Annotated in this window: 12 protein-coding genes; 7 read left to right on the top strand and 5 right to left on the bottom strand. The window is 72.7% G+C overall.

Translation table 11 applies throughout. From position 1 onward, the window contains the following. Position 1: 1 nt before the first annotated feature. Both ACIRQF_RS06755 and ACIRQF_RS06760 read right to left on the bottom strand, forming a co-directional pair. Positions 2-1,336, bottom strand: a complete 1,335-nt coding sequence (locus tag ACIRQF_RS06755; protein ID WP_382483246.1) for a M20/M25/M40 family metallo-hydrolase — start codon at positions 1,334-1,336, stop codon at positions 2-4. Continuing rightward, on the bottom strand, positions 1,329-2,162 hold the full coding sequence (locus tag ACIRQF_RS06760) for a M55 family metallopeptidase (protein WP_382483245.1): 834 nt from the start codon (positions 2,160-2,162) through the stop codon (positions 1,329-1,331). Before ACIRQF_RS06760 ends, ACIRQF_RS06755 begins: the two co-directional genes overlap by 8 nt. A gap of 159 nt (positions 2,163-2,321) precedes the next feature. Here ACIRQF_RS06760 and ACIRQF_RS06765 point away from each other — a divergent pair, with 159 nt between their 5' ends. Continuing rightward, on the top strand, positions 2,322-3,386 hold the full coding sequence (locus ACIRQF_RS06765; protein ID WP_404089415.1) for a hypothetical protein: 1,065 nt from the start codon (positions 2,322-2,324) through the stop codon (positions 3,384-3,386). A gap of 436 nt (positions 3,387-3,822) precedes the next feature. Here the strand turns inward: ACIRQF_RS06765 and ACIRQF_RS06770 are convergent, their stop codons facing one another. Together ACIRQF_RS06770 and ACIRQF_RS06775 are read right to left on the bottom strand one after the other, a co-directional pair. Beyond that, positions 3,823-6,291 carry an MFS transporter gene (locus ACIRQF_RS06770; protein ID WP_404089417.1) on the bottom strand — a complete coding sequence of 823 codons (2,469 nt, stop codon included), beginning with the start codon at positions 6,289-6,291 and terminating at the stop codon, positions 3,823-3,825. A 300-nt stretch (positions 6,292-6,591) separates the two neighbouring features. Beyond that, positions 6,592-7,035 (bottom strand): SRPBCC family protein, encoded by a 444-nt coding sequence (locus ACIRQF_RS06775; protein WP_389756951.1) that lies wholly within the window; start codon positions 7,033-7,035, stop codon positions 6,592-6,594. A gap of 149 nt (positions 7,036-7,184) precedes the next feature. Here ACIRQF_RS06775 and ACIRQF_RS06780 point away from each other — a divergent pair, with 149 nt between their 5' ends. The 3 genes from ACIRQF_RS06780 (at position 7,185) to ACIRQF_RS06790 (ending at position 10,453) form a co-directional block, all read left to right on the top strand. Next, positions 7,185-8,237: an Rv2578c family radical SAM protein gene (locus ACIRQF_RS06780; RefSeq protein WP_404089420.1), complete on the top strand. Its 1,053-nt coding sequence runs from the start codon at positions 7,185-7,187 to the stop codon at positions 8,235-8,237. Positions 8,238-8,352: 115 nt separating this feature from the next. After that, positions 8,353-9,948 carry an alpha/beta hydrolase gene (locus ACIRQF_RS06785; protein ID WP_404089422.1) on the top strand — a complete coding sequence of 532 codons (1,596 nt, stop codon included), beginning with the start codon at positions 8,353-8,355 and terminating at the stop codon, positions 9,946-9,948. Between the two features lie 88 nt (positions 9,949-10,036). Continuing rightward, the gene (locus tag ACIRQF_RS06790) at positions 10,037-10,453 is read left to right on the top strand and encodes a RidA family protein (protein WP_404089424.1); all 417 of its coding nucleotides are present in this window, start codon (positions 10,037-10,039) and stop codon (positions 10,451-10,453) included. Positions 10,454-10,773: 320 nt separating this feature from the next. Here ACIRQF_RS06790 and ACIRQF_RS06795 read toward each other — a convergent pair whose 3' ends face one another. Beyond that, the gene (locus tag ACIRQF_RS06795; protein WP_404089426.1) at positions 10,774-11,370 is read right to left on the bottom strand and encodes a HEAT repeat domain-containing protein; all 597 of its coding nucleotides are present in this window, start codon (positions 11,368-11,370) and stop codon (positions 10,774-10,776) included. Positions 11,371-11,670: 300 nt separating this feature from the next. On the opposite strand from ACIRQF_RS06795, the gene ACIRQF_RS06800 reads away from it, so the two are divergent. The 3 genes from ACIRQF_RS06800 (at position 11,671) to ccrA (ending at position 16,567) form a co-directional block, all read left to right on the top strand. Next, on the top strand, positions 11,671-13,452 hold the full coding sequence (locus ACIRQF_RS06800) for a 3-hydroxyacyl-CoA dehydrogenase family protein (protein WP_376633372.1): 1,782 nt from the start codon (positions 11,671-11,673) through the stop codon (positions 13,450-13,452). Between the two features lie 124 nt (positions 13,453-13,576). After that, positions 13,577-14,413, top strand: a complete 837-nt coding sequence (locus ACIRQF_RS06805; RefSeq protein ID WP_404089429.1) for a TetR family transcriptional regulator — start codon at positions 13,577-13,579, stop codon at positions 14,411-14,413. A gap of 816 nt (positions 14,414-15,229) precedes the next feature. Next, entirely contained in the window at positions 15,230-16,567 is a 1,338-nt protein-coding gene (ccrA, locus tag ACIRQF_RS06810; protein WP_376633375.1) for a crotonyl-CoA carboxylase/reductase, read from the top strand. Positions 16,568-16,575: the final 8 nt, after the last annotated feature.

Consider the following 16,575-nt stretch of genomic DNA (forward strand, 5'->3'; position numbering starts at 1 on the left):
CCTAGGCGGATCTCAGGTAGTGGTCGAGGACGCGGACGCCGAAGTGGAGGGCGTCGACCGGGACACGCTCGTCGACGCCGTGGAACAGTGCTGCGTAGTCGAGCTCGGGGGGCAGTCGCAGCGGGGAGAAGCCGTATCCGGTGATGCCGAGGCGGGAGAACTGCTTGGCGTCGGTGCCGCCGGACATGGCGAACGGGACGACGTGCCCGGCCGGGTCGAAGCGCTCGACGGCGGCGCGCAGTTTGGCGAAGGTCGGCGAGGCGACCGGTGCCTCCAGGGGCACTTCGCGGTGGTGGAACTCCCACTCCACATCGGGGCCGGTCAGCATGTCCATGGTCTCGGTGAACTCGTCCTCGCCACCGGGCAGCATCCGCCCGTCGACGTAGGCCACGGCGTGGCCCGGGATCACGTTGACCTTGTAACCGGCTTCCAGCATCGTCGGGTTGGCGCTGTTGCGGACCGTGGGCCGGACCAGTGCGGCGGCCGGGCCCAGCTTCTCCAGGAGGACGTCGGTGTCGAAGCCGGGGGCGTCGACGTCGGTGTCGATGCCGTACAGCGCGGCCAGTTCGGTGAGGGCGGCCCGCACGGTGGGGGTGAGCCGGACGGGCCACTCGTGGGCACCGATGCGGGCGACGGCCGCGGCGAGGCGGGTGACGGCGTTGGCGTGGTTGACCTTGGAGCCGTGGCCGGCGGTGCCGTGAGCGGTGAGCTTGAGCCAGGCGGTGCCGCGCTCGCCCGCCGCGATCGGGTAGAGCGTCATGCCGGGATCGGGGTGGAAGCTGAAGGCGCCGGACTCGCTGATGCCTTCGGTGCAGCCCTCGAAGAGACCGGGGTGGGTGTCGGCGAGGAAGCCGGAGCCGTCCTCGGCGCTCGCCTCCTCGTCGGCGGTGTAGGCGACGACGATGTCCCGGCGCGGCCGGACGCCCTGCCGGGCCCAGGAGCGGACGACGGCGAGCACCATCGCGTCCATGTTCTTCATGTCGACGGCGCCCCGACCCCAGACGACCCCGTCGCGGACCTCGCCCGAGAAGGGGTGCACGGCCCAGTCGGCGGCCTCGGCCGGGACGACGTCGAGGTGACCGTGGACGAGCAGGGCGTCGGCCGTGGGGTCGGTGCCCGGGATGCGGGCGACGACATTGGTGCGGCCCGGAGTGCGTTCGAGGAGCGTGGGCTCCAGGCCCGCGCCGGCGAGCCGCTCCGCCACGTACTCGGCGGCGGGGCGCTCGCGGCAGTCGCCGCCGCCCCGGTTGGTGGTGTCGATCCTGATGAGCTCGGACGTGAAGGTGACGACCTCGTCGAGTGCCGTCGTGTCCGGGCCCGGGTCCTCCTCAGCCATACTGCTCCTCCACGGCGGCCGACACGATCGTGGTGACCGCCTTGAACGTGCGAATTGCCTCGTACATGGTCTCGCTGGTGTAGGCGACCCGCCGCTCGCCACTCCGCTCGGTGCCCGGGACCACCGTCGCGGCTCCGGCGAGGTGCTCCGCGTCGAACTCCAGCTCCACGGTGAAGGGCCCCCCTCTGACCGGCTCGTGCCGGACGGCGAGGGAGACCGCCTCCTTCGCCGCGGCGCGGATGTCGGAGGCCGTGCGGGCCGGGGTGCGGCACACCGCCGCGTACCGCGACACGTAGTCCTTGACGGCGACCTTCCGTGCCTCCGGGGCGTAGCCGAGGGCGTCCTCGCAGGCCAGGTCGTCGCCGGTGACGAGGACGACGGGGACCCCGTACTCGGCCACCACGTGTGCGTTGAGCAGGCCTTCGCTGGCGCGGACGTCGTCGAGCCAGACGCCCGTGATCGAGTTGGCCAGATAGGTGTGGGCGAGGACTCCTTCGGTGCCCGCGCCGGTGTGGTAGCCGACGAAGGCGATGCCGTCGACGTCGCCGTGCTGGACGCCCTCGACCATGGAGAGCGCCTTGTGCCGGCCGGTGATCATCTCGGCCCGCTCGTCGAGGCGCTCCAGGAGGAGATTGCGCATGCTCCAGTGCGCCTCGTTGACGAGGACCTCGTCTGCGCCGCCGTCGAAGAATCCGAGCACCGCCGCGTTGACGTCCGAGGTGAACATGGACCGGCAGCGCTCCCACTGGGGCGTGCCGGGCAGCACGTCGGCGGGCCACGTCACGCCGGTCGCGCCTTCCATGTCGGCGCTGATCAGGATCTTCATGCCAGGCACCGTACGCGCCCCCCGCGGGCCCGACCACCCCTGTGGAAAAGTGTCGAAGGCATGGACCGGTGGCGGTGATTCGGGCGAACCCTTTCATCGGGTGCGTATAGGCTGACGGGCGCAGTTTTCGTCGTCCCGCGAACCCCAGGAGACCCCTCGGTGACCACCTCGCTCGCCCCGTCCGAAGCCCCTCTCCCCGTCGACACCGGCGAGTGGGTCGAGCCCGCCGCGCAGGCCGTCGCCGAGGCCGTGGTCCGCGACGCCCGCGATTTCGGGGTGTACGCGCGGACGGGCGGCTGGGCGTTCGCGCTGAAGGTGGCGCGCAGCGTGCGGCCGGGCGGGCAGGCGGCCGAGGGCTCGGAGAAGGTGTCGGCGAAGGCCTTCGCGGAGCTCGCCGGCTGCTCCGCCGAGCGGGTCATGCGCTACTACAAGGCGTGGGACATGGCCGCCGACGACGCCCTGGTGCCGCAGTTCGAGGCACTGGTCCCGGGCGAGGACGTCGAGCTGCCCGAGGCGGACGTCTGGCTGTCGTACTACTCCTCGCGCAACAGCGCGACCTCCGTGCGCGGCCACGCGATCACGGCGGCGGCCGAGGCGGAGGGCATCAAGGCGACGAAGGCGCTGGAGGTGGCGGAGAACCCGACGGCGCTCCGCGCCGCGATCCTCGCCGACCCGGGCACCGCCGAGGCCGCTCGGGGCGCGCTGCTCGACCGGATGAAGGAGGACCCGGCGCTGCAGACCGAGATGGCCCGGGCCATCGCCCGCACCGGCGACCTGAAGAAGGCGGTGGCGCAGGAGGCGAAGGCGGCGGACCGGATCGAGTACGTCCGGCAGATCGCGGAGGGCGGCCAGATCAGGACGCCGGCCGGCCAGACCGTCGCGGCGCCGGCCGAGCTGCGCGCGGAGGCCGAGCGGCACCTCACGCTGATCGACGAGCTCGACGACTCGGAGGAGGCCGGCGAGTGGGCCGGCGAGGCCTACGACACGGTGAAGTCGATGGTCGCCCGGGCGGTCGAGGCGGACCCGGCGCTGCGGGTCAAGGAGCGCCGGGCGAAGTTCTACAGCAGCCTGCAGAAGGCGACGAAGGTCTTCGAGGAGCTGACCCTCGACGAGGTCCTGGAGGAGGACGTCGTCGAGGACGACATGCTGCAGCGCCTCGAGGCCCTGCAGGAGGCGATCAGCACCTGCATCAGCGCGCTGCGCAAGGCGACCACCACCTCCTGACACCACCGGGCGCCCCGCCCGGGGAGCGGCGCTCCCGCCGCGCGAGACCCTGGGCTCGCGCGGGCGTCGTCCCTCGGCCGCTGCACCTGCCCGGTCCTCCGACCCGCGGCCGCTGCACCTCTCCGGTGCCCCGGCCCGCGAGCGCTGCACCCCCAGGCCCTCCGGCCCGCGAGCACTGCACCCCCGCCCTCCAGCCCGCGAGCGCTGCACCCCAGGCCCTCCGGCCCGCGAGCACTGCACCCCCGCCCTCCAGCCCGCGAGCGCTGCACCCCAGGCCCTCCGGCCCGCGAGCGCTGCACCCCCAGTGCTCCGGCCCGCGGCCGCAGCTGCACCTCCCGGCGCTCCGGCCCGCGGGCCGTGCATCTCCCGAGGGCCTCACCCCGCACCCTCCGGCTCCCGTGCTCCGCGGGCCCGCGGGCCCGCGGGAACCGGCAGTTCAGTCCTCGTGGCCGAGCTGCAGGTCGCGTTCCGTCCGGCCGCCGCCCGCGACCTGGAGGACGGTCGCCACCGGAGGGTAACCGGCGGCGATCACCGTGTACTCGCCCGAGGACAGGTCCACGAAACGGAAGGTGCCGTCCGGGCCCGTCGTCAGCGTGTCGACCACGTTCCCGGCGGCGTCGAGCAGGGTCACGCGGGCGTCCTCGACGGGCCGCCCGCCGCCCGCCCGTACCGTCCCCCGCAGCACCGCGCCGCCCGCCAGCTCGATGTCCTGGCGCGTCTCGCGGGAGGCCTGCACGCTGACCGGAAGGGCGGCCGGGCGGAACGCGGGGGCGCTGGCGGCCAGGGTGTACTCGCCGGCGACCAGCTCGCCGATCACGTAGCCGCCGTCGCGCCCGCTGCGGGTGGAGGCGACGACCTCGCCGCGTACGTCGGTGAGGGTGACGGCCGCGTCCCGTACGGGAGTGCCGTCGGCGGTGACGACGGCCCCGGCGAGCCGGCCCGCGCCGCCGAGGACGACGTCCAGCTCGACCGGGCGCTCCCCCACGGTGACGGAGACGGCCTGCGGCTGGTGCCCCCCGGCGGCCGCGATGAGGACGTACGAGCCGGATCCGGGCACGCTCAGCGCGTAGCGGCCGTCGTCGCCGCTCGCGCCGCGGCCGATCTGGCGGCCCTGCACGTCGATGAGAGTGAGCGCGGCCCGGGGCACGCAGCTGCCGTCGTGGTGCCGGACGGTGCCGCAGACGGGCACGCCGGCGAGCAGCGGGGCGGCGGTCCGGGTGTCGGTGGCGGCGGCCCGGGCGTGCGGGAGGGGGGTTGCGGGGGCCTCGGTGGCGGGGGTGTGAACGGACACCAGCGGTTTCTCCTTGAGGAAGAAGGCGAGGACGAGGCCGAGCGCGAGGACCGGCACGAGGTAGAGGAAGATCCGGGGCATCGCGTCGGCGTACGCCTCGACGAAGGCGTCGCGCAGCGCGGGCGGCAGCGCGTGGACGGCCTGCGGGGTGATCGAGTCGGCGGGCGGCAGGGCGGCGGCGCCGTCCCTGGGCAGCCGGTCGGCGAGGGCGTCGTCGAGCCGGGCGGCGAAGAGCGTGCCGAAGATCGCGGCGCCGACGCTGCCGCCGATCTGCCGGAAGTAGTTGTGGGCACTGGTGGCGGTGCCGAGATCGGCGGGGCGCACGGAGTTCTGGACGGCGAGTACGAGGACGGGCATGACCAGGCCGATGCCGACGCCGAGCACGGCCTGCCAGAGGCTGTGGGTCAGGCGCGGGGTGTCGGCGTCCATGTGCGAGAGCAGCCACATGCCGAGGGTCGAGACGGCGCCGCCGACCAGCGGGAAGACCTTGTAGTGGCCGGTGCGGCTGATGAGCTGGCCGGAGACGACGGAGGCGGCGACGATGCCGCCCATCAGCGGGAGCATCAGGAGGCCGGACTCGGTGGCGCTGGCGCCCTCGACCATCTGCAGGAAGGTCGGCAGATAGCTGGCCGCGCCGAAGAGGGCGATGCCGACGACCGCTCCGACGAGGCTGGTGACGGTGAAGACGGAGTCGCGGAACAGGCGCAGGGGGATGAGCGGTTCGGGCGCGAAGCGTTCGACGAGGAGGAAGAGGGCGGTGGCCGCGACCGCGCCGCAGCCGAGTCCGAGGACGGCGCGCGAGTCCCAGGCGTACGTGGTGCCGCCCCAGCTGGTGAGCAGCACCAGGCAGGTGGAGGCGGCGGCGAGCAGGAGGGCGCCGAGGACGTCGAACCGGGCCCGGGCGGTGGGCTTGGGAAGCTTCAGGACGAGCGAGACCACGAGGAGGGTGACGAGGCCGAAGGGCACGTTGAAGTAGAAGCACCAGCGCCAGGAGACGTGGTCGGTGAAGAAGCCGCCGAGCAGCGGGCCGGCGACGGAGGCGAGCCCGAAGGCGGCGCCGATGAGGCCCATGTAGCGGCCGCGCTCCCGGGAGGGGACGATGTCGGCGATGATCGCCTGGACGCCGATCATCAGTCCGCCGGCGCCGGCGCCCTGGAGGGCGCGGAAGGCGATGAGCTGGTCCATGGAACGGGACCAGCCGGCCAGTCCCGAGCCGATGACGAAGACGACGATCGCGAAGACGAAGACGCCCTTGCGGCCGAGGAGGTCGCCGAGCTTTCCGTAGACGGGGAGGCCGATGGTGGCGGTGAGCAGGTAGGCGGTGATCGCCCACGACATCCGGTCCAGGCCCTGGAGTTCGCCGACGATCCTCGGCAGGGCGGTGGCGACGATCATCTGCTCGAGCGCGGCGAGGAGCAGCGCGAGCATGAGTCCGCAGAAGACGAGCCGGACGCGGCGTGGGTCGAGCACCCCCTCCGCTTCGGGTGCCGGCGCCGGGACGGCGGGCGGGTGGCCCGCGTCGGTACGGTCCGCCCGGCCGGCGGGGCCCTCGGCGAGGTGCGGCTCCGCGCCCTCGGCGTCCCTGGCGTCCTCGGCCAGTGTGATCGCACCCACGTGCTGCTCCCCTCGTCACGGCGTCTGCGCGCGTCATTCTTCGCATTGGGCGCGAAGCGGGAGCAAGTCGGGCGGTACGGGAGGAGGGTGGAACGGCGGAGGTCTAACGCCCCTGCGGCCGGGCGCACTTGGGGCGCTCATCAGGGGCTTTGCCGCCAAGCGCGCGACCCCCGAGTGCGCCGGGCGCTCTTGCGGGGGTCGCGGGGAAACCACTCGAATCGGTGACTGAACCGGGCGTTACTTCCGGGTTCCGGTTTCCCGAGGCTACTTCTCGTTGCGGCCTCTCGGTCCTGCTCGGTGCTACTTCTCGACCTCGGCGGCGAGCTTGGCGAGCAGGGCGTCGTAGATGCGGCCGAGCCCCTTGGGGGCGAAGGTCTTCTCGAAGAAGCCGCCGATGCCGCCGGCCCCGTTCCAGACGGTGCTGACGAGGGCCTTGGACTTGCCCTCGCCGGCCGGGGTGACGGTCCAGGTGGTGACCATGGAGGAGTTGCGGTCCTTCTCCACGAGCTGCCCGTCGGTGGGCTCGGTGACCTCCAGGAGGCAGTCGCGCACGCGCTTGCTGGTGGCCTGGAGCTTCCAGTGGACGAGGGTGCCCTCGCCGTCGCCGCCCTCGCGCACCTCGTACTCGCTGAAGTGCTCGGGGAGCAGCTTCTCGCGCGTCCCGGTGTAGTCGGCGAGGGCGTCGAACACCGTCTCCGCGTCGGCGGCGATGATCCGCTCCGTCGTGGCCTCGACCTGCGCCATGGCGCTTCCTCCAGCTTGTTCTCGTGGTGCTTTCGGGGGATACGGACCAAGCCAACCACCTGGGCGCCGGGGCCCAAAATCCGGGTTGCCGCGATCAAGGGAACATGTGTTCTAATCTGGGACCACCCCGTCCCCCCGAGGAGGCGTCCATGAGATGGGATCGTCTGGTCGACGGCTCCGCTGCCGCCGACAGCCCCGCCGCCCTGGCCGAAAGCACCCTGTTCGGAGCGGACGCGGTCACCACCCGCACCTTCGACACGCCCGAGTTCCGCGGCATCACCTTCCACGAGGTGCGGGCCCGCTCGATCGTCAACCGGGTGCCCGGCGCCTCACGCATGCCGTTCGAGTGGACGGTCAACCCGTACCGCGGGTGCACCCATGCCTGCGTGTACTGCTTCGCCCGCAAGACCCACAGCTATCTGGACCTCGACACCGGAATCGGCTTCGACTCGCAGATCGTGGTCAAGGTGAACGCACCGGAGCTGCTGCGCGGACAGCTCGCTTCCCGGCGCTGGCAGGGCGCGCACATCGCCATGGGCACCAACGTCGACTGCTACCAGCGGGCGGAGGGCCGCTACCGGCTGATGCCGGGCATCCTGGAGGCCCTGCGGGACTATGCCAACCCGTTCTCGATCCTCACCAAGGGGACGCTGATCCTGCGCGACCTGGATCTGCTCCGGCAGGCCGCCGAGGTCACCGAGGTGGGGGTCTCCGTCTCCGTCGGCTTCACCGACACCGAGCTGTGGCGGACCGTCGAGCCCGGCACACCCGCCCCGGAGCGGCGCCTGGACGTCGTACGGACCCTCGCCGGGCACGGCATCGGCTGCGGGGTCCTGATGGCGCCCGTCGTGCCCTTCCTCGGCGACCGGCCCGAGCAGCTGCGCGCCACCGTCCGCGCCATCGCCGAGGCCGGCGCCACCTCCGTGACCCCGCTCGTGCTGCACCTGCGGCCCGGGGCGCGCGAGTGGTTCCTCACCTGGTTGCGCCACCACCACCCCGAACTGGTCGGCCGCTACGAGCGGATGTACGCGGCCGGCGCCTACGCCCCCACCTGGTACCAGCGCCGGATCACCCGTCAGGTGCACGAGCTGGCGGCCGAGTTCGGCATCGGGCCGAACGACCGCCGGAGCTCTCCGCGCCGGACACCCGTTCCCGAGCACCACGCGCGCGGGCCGGAGTCCGAGCAGCTCACCCTCCTGTGACCCCGGGCCCGAAACCCCCGTCCGAGACCACTTTGACGGCCAGTCACCTCCGCCGAACGGGTCAACTCTCGGCCGGATAGGTCCCGACGGGCGCCGTCCGGGGCACGGACGCCGTATGAGAACACGCGCAGGAATGCTGATCGCCGCTGGGGCGCTGGCCGCCGGGACGGTCACCGTCCTGCCCGCGTCCCCGTCCGCCTCCGCGGCGAACGGGCCCACGCCCCGTCCCGTCGCCCCGCTCGCCTGGACCGACTGCGGCACCAAGGCGTACCCGAAGCTCCAGTGCGGCACCCTGAGGGTGCCGCTCGACCACGACGCCCCCGCCGGCCGGACGATCACTCTGGCCCTGACCCGGGTCCCGCACACGGCGAAGACCTACCAGGGCCCGCTCCTCGTCAACCCCGGCGGCCCCGGCGGCAGCGGACGCGGGATGGCCGGATACGTGGCGACCGCCCTGCCTTCGAAGGTGGCCGCGCAGTACGACGTGATCGGCTTCGACCCGCGGGGCGTCGGCAAGAGCGAGCCCGCCCTGAACTGCCGCCCCGGCCACTTCGACCCCGTGCGCCCCGACTCCGTGCCGATCGACCCCGAGGACGAGCGGGCCGGCGTCGAGCGCGCCCAGGCCTTCGCCAAGGCCTGCGGCGACAGGTACGCCGACGTCCTTCCGTACATCGACACCGTCTCCACCGCCCGTGACCTGGACTCCATCCGGACGGCGCTGGGCGCACCGAAGCTCAATTACCTCGGCTACTCGTACGGCACCTACCTCGGCGCGGTGTACGCACGGCTCTTCCCCGAGCGGGTGCGGCGCATGGCGCTCGACTCCGTCGTGAACCCGCACGGCGTCTGGTACGAGGACAACATCGGGCAGGACTACGCCTTCGACGCCCGCCACAAGGACTTCACGGCCTGGGTGGCCGGCAACGACGCGACCTACCGCCTCGGCACCGACCCGGCGGCCGTGGAGGCGGCCTGGTACCGGATGCGCGAGGCGCTGCGGACCGCACCCGCCGGCGGCAAGGTCGGCCCGGGCGAGCTGGAGGACACGTTCCTGCCGGGCGGCTACTACAACGGCTACTGGCCGCGGCTCGCGGCCGCGTTCGCCGCGTACGTGAACGACGGCGACACGGCCCCGCTGGTGGCCGCCTACGAGGACTACGCCGCCGCGGACGCCGCGGCCGACAACGGCTACTCGGTCTACACGAGCGTCCAGTGCCGGGACGCGGCCTGGCCGCGGGACTGGAACGTCTGGCGCAGGGACAACTGGAACGTGCACGCCAAGGCGCCGTTCTCCACCTGGAACAACGCCTGGTACAACGCACCGTGCGCGTTCTGGCCGGTCGACGCGGCGACCCCGCCGGACGTCGGCAACGACGAGCTGCCGCCGGTGCTCATCCTGCAGGCGACCGAGGACGCGGCCACGCCGTTCGAGGGCGGGGTCACCCTGCACCGGAAGATGACCGGCTCCAGCCTGGTCGTCGAGGACGGAGGCGGCAACCACGGGGTGACGCTGGCCGGCAACGACTGCATGGACGAGCACCTCGCCGCCTACCTCTCCACCGGCGCCGTCCCGCGCGGGGCGGAGGGCGCCGAGGCGGACGCGGTCTGCGAGACGCTCCCCGATCCGAAGCCCGCCAAGGCCACGGCGACCCGTGGCGCGGCCCTGGACGCCGGTGCCACCCTGCACGGGATGCTCGGCCACGTGCGCTGAGACCCCCCGGTCACACGGGGAACGGGAGTCGTCCACAAGTCGGCCGGGGCGGGCCGGAGTGTCAGTGGTGTGCGCCAGGATGTGAGCCATGACCACGCACCTGACCCATGTGTCCGCCCCCGAGGGCCTCGCCCCCAGCCCGCAGTACAGCCATGTCGTGTGGGGCACCGGCAGGTTCGTGGCCGTGTCCGGCCAGATCGCCCTCGACGCCGGGGGCGCGGTCGTCGGGGCCGGCGACGCCGCCGCCCAGGCCCGCCAGGTCTTCGCCAACGTTGGCCGCTGCCTGGCCGCGGCGGGAGCGGACTTCGCGGACGTCGTGAAGCTGACGTACTTCGTGACGGACATGGCGCATCTGCCCGCGATCCGCGAAGCCCGCGACGCCGCCTTCGGCCCGCTTCCGCTGCCGGCCAGCTCGGCGGTCCAGGTGACCGCGCTCGTCCGTCCCGAACTCGTCATCGAGATAGAGGCCTTCGCGCTGATACCCGAGGACCGGCCGGCCGTCTAGGACGTGCCCGGCGTTCCGGTGGGAACCGGGGGCCTCGGGCGGCGACCGCGCCACTCTTCACGGCGACGCTCAGCCTCCGGCTGGTCAGGAGGCCGGGGATCCGCATGTCCTGGGCGGTGCCGGTGACCGCGTCGAACGTGGCGCAGCTCGCCTCGATGCCGAGGCGGTGGGGCGGGCTGTCGCGCGCCGGCGCGCCGAAGCCGGTGCTCACACCCCCGGCCCGCCGGCCGCTCCGTGAAGGCGTGCGGCGACTTGCCGGGCGCGGCGAGGCGCGCCGCCCGCCGCAGCGGCCCGCCCGCCTCGCCGCCCCCCACGCAGACTCACGGCCGGAGCCGGGCCAGCGCCTCGCGCGCCGCTCCCCCGAACCGCGGGTGCGGCAGGGCCGCCTCCAGGACTTCCCGGGCGCCGGGGTCGCCGAGCGCGCCGAGCCCTTCGACGCAGGCGAGGCCGACGCGCCAGTGCGGGTCGGCGGGGGCGAGCCGGCGCCCGAGGACCGTGACGAGGGCGGGGACGCTCTCCGGGGCGCCCAGGGCGGCGAGGAGACGGACCGGCAACAGGGCGTAGGCGACCCGGAGTTCGTTGGTGGCGAGCGCGGCGGCGGCGCGGGCGGTCCGGGGGTCGCCGAGCCGGGTGAGGGCGTGGGCGGCGGAGACGCAGCGCTCGGGGTCGCGGTGGTTGAGGAGGAGGACGAGGGCCTCGAAGGCGCGCGGGTCGCCGGCGAGGCCGAGCCGGAAGGCGGCGATCTCGCGGGCCCAGAGGGGTTGTCCGGGGGCGGTCAGTGCCCGGTGGAGTTCCTCCGTGGCGAGCGGTCCCGCGAGTTCCTCGAATGCCACCGGGACCTCTCCGCGGTCATTCTCGATCTCTTCTCGTAAACGATCGATCATCGAGCAGAATTCGAGGTCCGCGGCGAAATTCATATTCCGCAGCCTATCCGCGACCCAGATCACATTGTTCTCAACTTCCCGGGACTGGCGCGCTCGTTACCGGGCAGTTAATCTCAGGTGAGCGGGCCACCCCCCGCACTTCCCTCGACGGCCTGGTGACGCAGCCGTCAGGGGATCACCCCGTACCGAAGGTATGGGGAGTTCGTTCGGTTCGGCAGTTTTCGACGTGACTCCGGGACAGGGTCCGTCGCTCTTTCACCCGCCCTCTGGGCCCTCGCGCTCTTCTTTTCGCGCACTGCCTTCAGTCGTCACTCTTCTCCCAGGAGTCCCCTGATGGACACCCCTCTCTCCACCATCGCCGTCGTCGGTCTCGGCACCATGGGCAGCGGCATCGCCGACGTGCTCGTCCGGGCCGGCCGCGAGGTCATCGGCATCGACATCAGCGAGAGCGCGGCCGCCCAGGCCGTCGCCGCACTGGAGGCCTCCACCGCCCGCGCGGTGGCCCGTGAGCGCATCACCGAGGAGGAGCGGCAGGACGTCCTCGCCCGCTTCCGCACCTTCTCCGACCTGCAGGCGGCCGCCGACGCGGACCTCGTCATCGAGGTCGTGCCCGAGTCGTACGAGACCAAGCAGGAGGTCTTCCGGGCCCTGGACGGCATCGTCCGGCCCGACACCGTCCTCGCCACCGGCACCAACGCCCTGTCGGTCACCCGGCTCGCCGCCGACTCCGCCCACCCGGAGCGCGTGCTCGGCCTGCACTTCTTCACGCCGGTCCAGGCCATGAAGCTGGTCGAGGTCGTCTCCTCGGTGCTGACGGCCCCGCAGGCCGTGGACGCGGTCACCCGGCTCGCGCAGGAGCTCGGCAAGGAGCCCGTCGCGGTCGGCGACCGTCCCGGCTTCGTCGCCGACGGACTGCTCTTCGGCTACCTCAACCAGGCCGCCGCCATGTACGAGGCCAAGTACGCCTCCCGGGAGGACATCGACGCCGCGATGCGGCTGGGCTGCGGCCTGCCGATGGGCCCGCTGGCGCTGCTCGACCTGATCGGCATCGACACCGCCCGTACCGTCCTGGAGGCGATGTACGCCTCGTCGCAGGACCGGCTGCACGCCCCGGCCCCGATCCTCAAGCAGCTCAGCGAGGCGGGCCTGACCGGCCGCAAGTCGGGCCGCGGCTTCTACACGTACGAGACCCCGGGCTCCGGCACGGTCGTCCGCGACGCGCTCACCCCGCTGGAGGCGGCCGCGGGCGGCACGGGCCGCGAGGTCCGCTCGGTCGGTGTCGCCGGCTCGGGCACCATGGCGTCCGGCATCGCCGAGGTCTTCGCCAAGGCCGGTTACGAGGTCGTCCTCGCCGCCCGCTCGCAGGAGAAGGCCGACACGGCCAAGGCCCGCATCGCCAAGTCCCTGGGCCGTTCCGTGGACAAGGGCCGGATGACCGCCGAGGCGCGCGACGAGACGCTGGCCCGGATCGTGCCGGCCGGCGCGCTGGACGCCTTCGCCGAGGTCGACCTGGCGGTCGAAGCGGTCGCCGAGGACCTGGAGATCAAGCAGGACCTGTTCGCCCGCCTGGACAAGATCTGCAAGCCCGGCGCGGTGCTCGCCACCACGACCTCCTCGCTGCCCGTCGTCGCCTGTGCCAGGGCCACCTCGCGCCCGCAGGACGTCATCGGGATGCACTTCTTCAACCCGGCGCCCGCGATGAAGCTGGTGGAGATCGTGCGGACGGTCCTGACCGGCGACGACGTCCACGCGACCGTCCGCGAGGTCACGGCGAAGATCAAGAAGCACGGCGTGGACTGCGGAGACCGGGCCGGTTTCATCGTCAACGCGCTGCTCTTCCCGTACCTGAACAACGCGATCAAGATGGTCCAGGAGCACTACGCGACCCTGGACGACATCGACGCCGCGATGAAGCTGGGCGGCGGCTACCCGATGGGGCCGTTCGAGCTCCTGGACGTGGTCGGCCTGGACGTCTCGCTGGCCATCGAGAAGGTGCTGCACCGCGAGTTCCGCGACCCGGGCCTCGCCCCGGCGCCGCTGCTGGAGCACTTGGTGGCCGCGGGCTGCCTGGGCCGCAAGACGGGTCGCGGCTTCCGCGAATATGCCCGTCGCTGACGGCCACGGCGCGCCGTACGGGGGATGGGGAGGGCTGCTCAGGCCGCCGGGCACCGTCGGTGCCGGGCCGGGCTCCCCTCCCCCACCTGGGCACACTCCCGCTCCGATGCAGTACGTTCGGGCTATGTCCAAGGCCGCGAAGACACCCCGTGCCACGTCCACGCCCGACTCCCCGGAGAGCGCGGCGGGGACCCGCGCCGCCGCCCAGCGGCTGAAAATGCGCCGGGAGCTGGCCACCGCGGCCATGGAGCTCTTCGCCACCAAGGGGTACGAGGCCACGACGGTCGACGAGATCGCGGCGGCGGCCGGGGTGGCCCGGCGGACGTTCTTCCGGCACTTCCGCTCCAAGGAAGAGGCCATCTTCCCCGACCACGACGACACCCTGGTGCGCGCGGAGGCGGTGCTGAACGCCGCCCCGCCGCACGAGCACCCGCTCGACACGGTGTGCCGGGGCATCAAGGAGGTCATGAAGATGTACGCGGGCTCGCCCGCGGTCTCCGTCGAGCGCTACCGGCTGACCCGCGAGGTGCCGACGCTGCGGGAGCGCGAGATCGCCTCGGTGGCCCGCTACGAGCGCCTCTTCACCCGCTATCTCCTCGGCCACTTCGACGAGCGCGACCACCACGACGGCAACGACGACCCGCTGCTGGCCGAGGTGGCCGCCTCCGCGGTCGTCACCGCCCACAACCACGTCCTGCGCCGCTGGCTGCGCGCGGGCGGCCAGGGCGACGTGGAGAGCCAGCTGGACCACGCCTTCGCGATCGTGCGGGAGACCTTCGGCACGGGCATAGGCGCCAGGCCGGCCGCGCCCGGGTCCCCGGTGGCCGCCACGGAACCGGAGACCCCGGCCGCCGCCGCCACCGCCTCCACGACGGGCGACGTGGTGGTCGCCGTCGCCCGGACGGACGCTCCGCTGGACGAGGTCATGCGAACGATCCAGCAGGCGCTGCAGAAGGGCTGAGACGCCCGCACGGGCACTAACGAGGAGCACTCCACAGGGAGAGGGCCGCCCCCGGTTTCCGGGGCGGCCCTTTTGGCGTTCCCGGATTCCGGGGCGGCCCTCTCGTCGTTCCCGGGGCGCCCTCGCCCCCGGCGGCCGCGCTCGCCGCTCCCGGGGCCGCAGTCGTCTCTCCCGGGGCCGCAGTCGTCGCTACCGGGGCCGCACTCGCCGTTCCGGGGCCGCAGTCGTCGCTCCCGGGGCCGCGCTCGCCGTTCCGGGGCCGCAGTCGTCTCTCCCGGCGGCTGCGGTCGCGATTCCCGCGGCCGCGCTCGCGATCCCCCGGGGGGGCCGCGCTCGCGATCCCCGGGGGCGCGCTCGCCGTTCCCCGGGCGCCGCATTCGTCGACCTCGGGGGCCGGCTTCGCCGTTCTCCGGGACGCGCCTCGTCGATTTCGGGGGCCGTCACGGTCTCTCCTCGGCCCCGCCGATGCCACATCCGCGCAGTTCAGGGGCATTTTCGATCGATCATCGCTCATCCGTGACCGCCAGATTGCATCTGAGTGAAATTGTTGGCACGCAGTGCCTTGCCACGTGACACGGCGTGCCATACGTTGATGTTGTCCGGGCGGCCGGCGCGCAGAGATCACCTCGTGCGTCGGCTGTCCCCACCAGCGATCCCGCGGGTGCGCCCGGACGCCTGCGTCACAGGCACCTCCCGCGCCCTACCCGGCGCCGCCACAGCACCACCGCGCCGAACCGACGGCACACCTCCACAGCAGCAACCCAGACGTAACCCTCAGCGCGTCCCCCGTGGACGCCGCACCGCCGGAGGCATCCCGTGAAGGACATCCTGGACGCGATCCAGTCGCCCGACTCCACGTCGGCCGACTTCGCCAACATCAAGCTCCCCGAGTCGTACCGCGCCGTCACCGTCCACAAGGACGAGGCCGAGATGTTCGCCGGGGTCGAGAGCCGCGACAAGGACCCGCGCAAGTCGCTCCACCTGGACGACGTCGCGCTCCCCGAGCTCGGCCCGGGCGAGGCCCTGGTCGCCGTCATGGCCTCCTCCGTGAACTACAACTCGGTCTGGACCTCGATCTTCGAGCCCGTGTCGACCTTCGGCTTCCTCGAGCGCTACGGCCGCCTGTCCGAGCTCACCAAGCGCCACGACCTGCCGTACCACGTCATCGGCTCCGACCTCGCGGGCGTCGTCCTGCGCACCGGCCCGGGCGTCAACGCCTGGAACCCCGGCGACGAGGTCGTCGCGCACTGCCTGAGCGTCGAGCTGGAGTCCTCGGACGGCCACAACGACACGATGCTCGACCCCGAGCAGCGCATCTGGGGCTTCGAGACCAACTTCGGCGGCCTCGCCGAGATCGCCCTGGTCAAGTCCAACCAGCTGATGCCGAAGCCCGACCACCTGAGCTGGGAGGAGGCCGCCGCCCCCGGTCTGGTCAACTCCACCGCCTACCGCCAGCTGGTCTCCCGCAACGGCGCCGGCATGAAGCAGGGCGACAACGTCCTGATCTGGGGCGCCAGCGGCGGCCTCGGCTCCTACGCCACCCAGTTCGCGCTGGCCGGCGGCGCCAACCCGATCTGCGTGGTCTCCTCGCCCGAGAAGGCGGACATCTGCCGGTCCATGGGCGCCGACGCGGTCATCGACCGCAACGCCGAGGGCTACAGGTTCTGGAAGGACGAGAACACCCAGGACCCGCGCGAGTGGAAGCGCTTCGGCTCCAAGATCCGCGAGCTGACCGGCGGCGAGGACATCGACATCGTCTTCGAGCACCCGGGCCGTGAGACCTTCGGCGCCTCCGTGTACGTCACCCGCAAGGGCGGCACCATCACCACCTGCGCCTCGACCTCGGGCTACATGCACCAGTACGACAACCGCTACCTGTGGATGTCCCTGAAGCGCATCATCGGCTCGCACTTCGCCAACTACCGCGAGGCGTGGGAGGCCAACCGCCTGATCGCCAAGGGCAAGATCCACCCGACGCTCTCCAAGGTCTACTCCCTGGAGGAGACCGGCCAGGCCGCGTACGACGTGCACCGCAACCTGCACCAGGGCAAGGTCGGCGTCCTCGCCCTCGCCCCGGAGGAGGGCCTCGGCGTCCGCAACCCGGAGATGCGCGCCGAGCACATCGACGCCATCAACCGCTTCCGTAACATCTGACCCCGGGA

The organism is Streptomyces sp. NPDC101191 (assembly GCF_044767915.1).
Taxonomy (GTDB): domain Bacteria; phylum Actinomycetota; class Actinomycetes; order Streptomycetales; family Streptomycetaceae; genus Streptomyces.

What these genes read in the sequence shown, in the direction of transcription:
- ACIRQF_RS06785 (WP_404089422.1), top strand. Translation starts at nt 8,353, where the DNA reads ATGAGAACACGCGCAGGAATGCTGATCGCCGCTGGGGCGCTGGCCGCC.
- ACIRQF_RS06760 (WP_382483245.1), bottom strand. Translation starts at nt 2,162, where the DNA reads ATGAAGATCCTGATCAGCGCCGACATGGAAGGCGCGACCGGCGTGACG.
- ACIRQF_RS06795 (WP_404089426.1), bottom strand. Translation starts at nt 11,370, where the DNA reads ATGAATTTCGCCGCGGACCTCGAATTCTGCTCGATGATCGATCGTTTA.
- ACIRQF_RS06790 (WP_404089424.1), top strand. Translation starts at nt 10,037, where the DNA reads ATGACCACGCACCTGACCCATGTGTCCGCCCCCGAGGGCCTCGCCCCC.
- ACIRQF_RS06800 (WP_376633372.1), top strand. Translation starts at nt 11,671, where the DNA reads ATGGACACCCCTCTCTCCACCATCGCCGTCGTCGGTCTCGGCACCATG.
- ACIRQF_RS06805 (WP_404089429.1), top strand. Translation starts at nt 13,577, where the DNA reads ATGTCCAAGGCCGCGAAGACACCCCGTGCCACGTCCACGCCCGACTCC.
- ACIRQF_RS06755 (WP_382483246.1), bottom strand. Translation starts at nt 1,336, where the DNA reads ATGGCTGAGGAGGACCCGGGCCCGGACACGACGGCACTCGACGAGGTC.
- ACIRQF_RS06780 (WP_404089420.1), top strand. Translation starts at nt 7,185, where the DNA reads ATGAGATGGGATCGTCTGGTCGACGGCTCCGCTGCCGCCGACAGCCCC.
- ACIRQF_RS06775 (WP_389756951.1), bottom strand. Translation starts at nt 7,035, where the DNA reads ATGGCGCAGGTCGAGGCCACGACGGAGCGGATCATCGCCGCCGACGCG.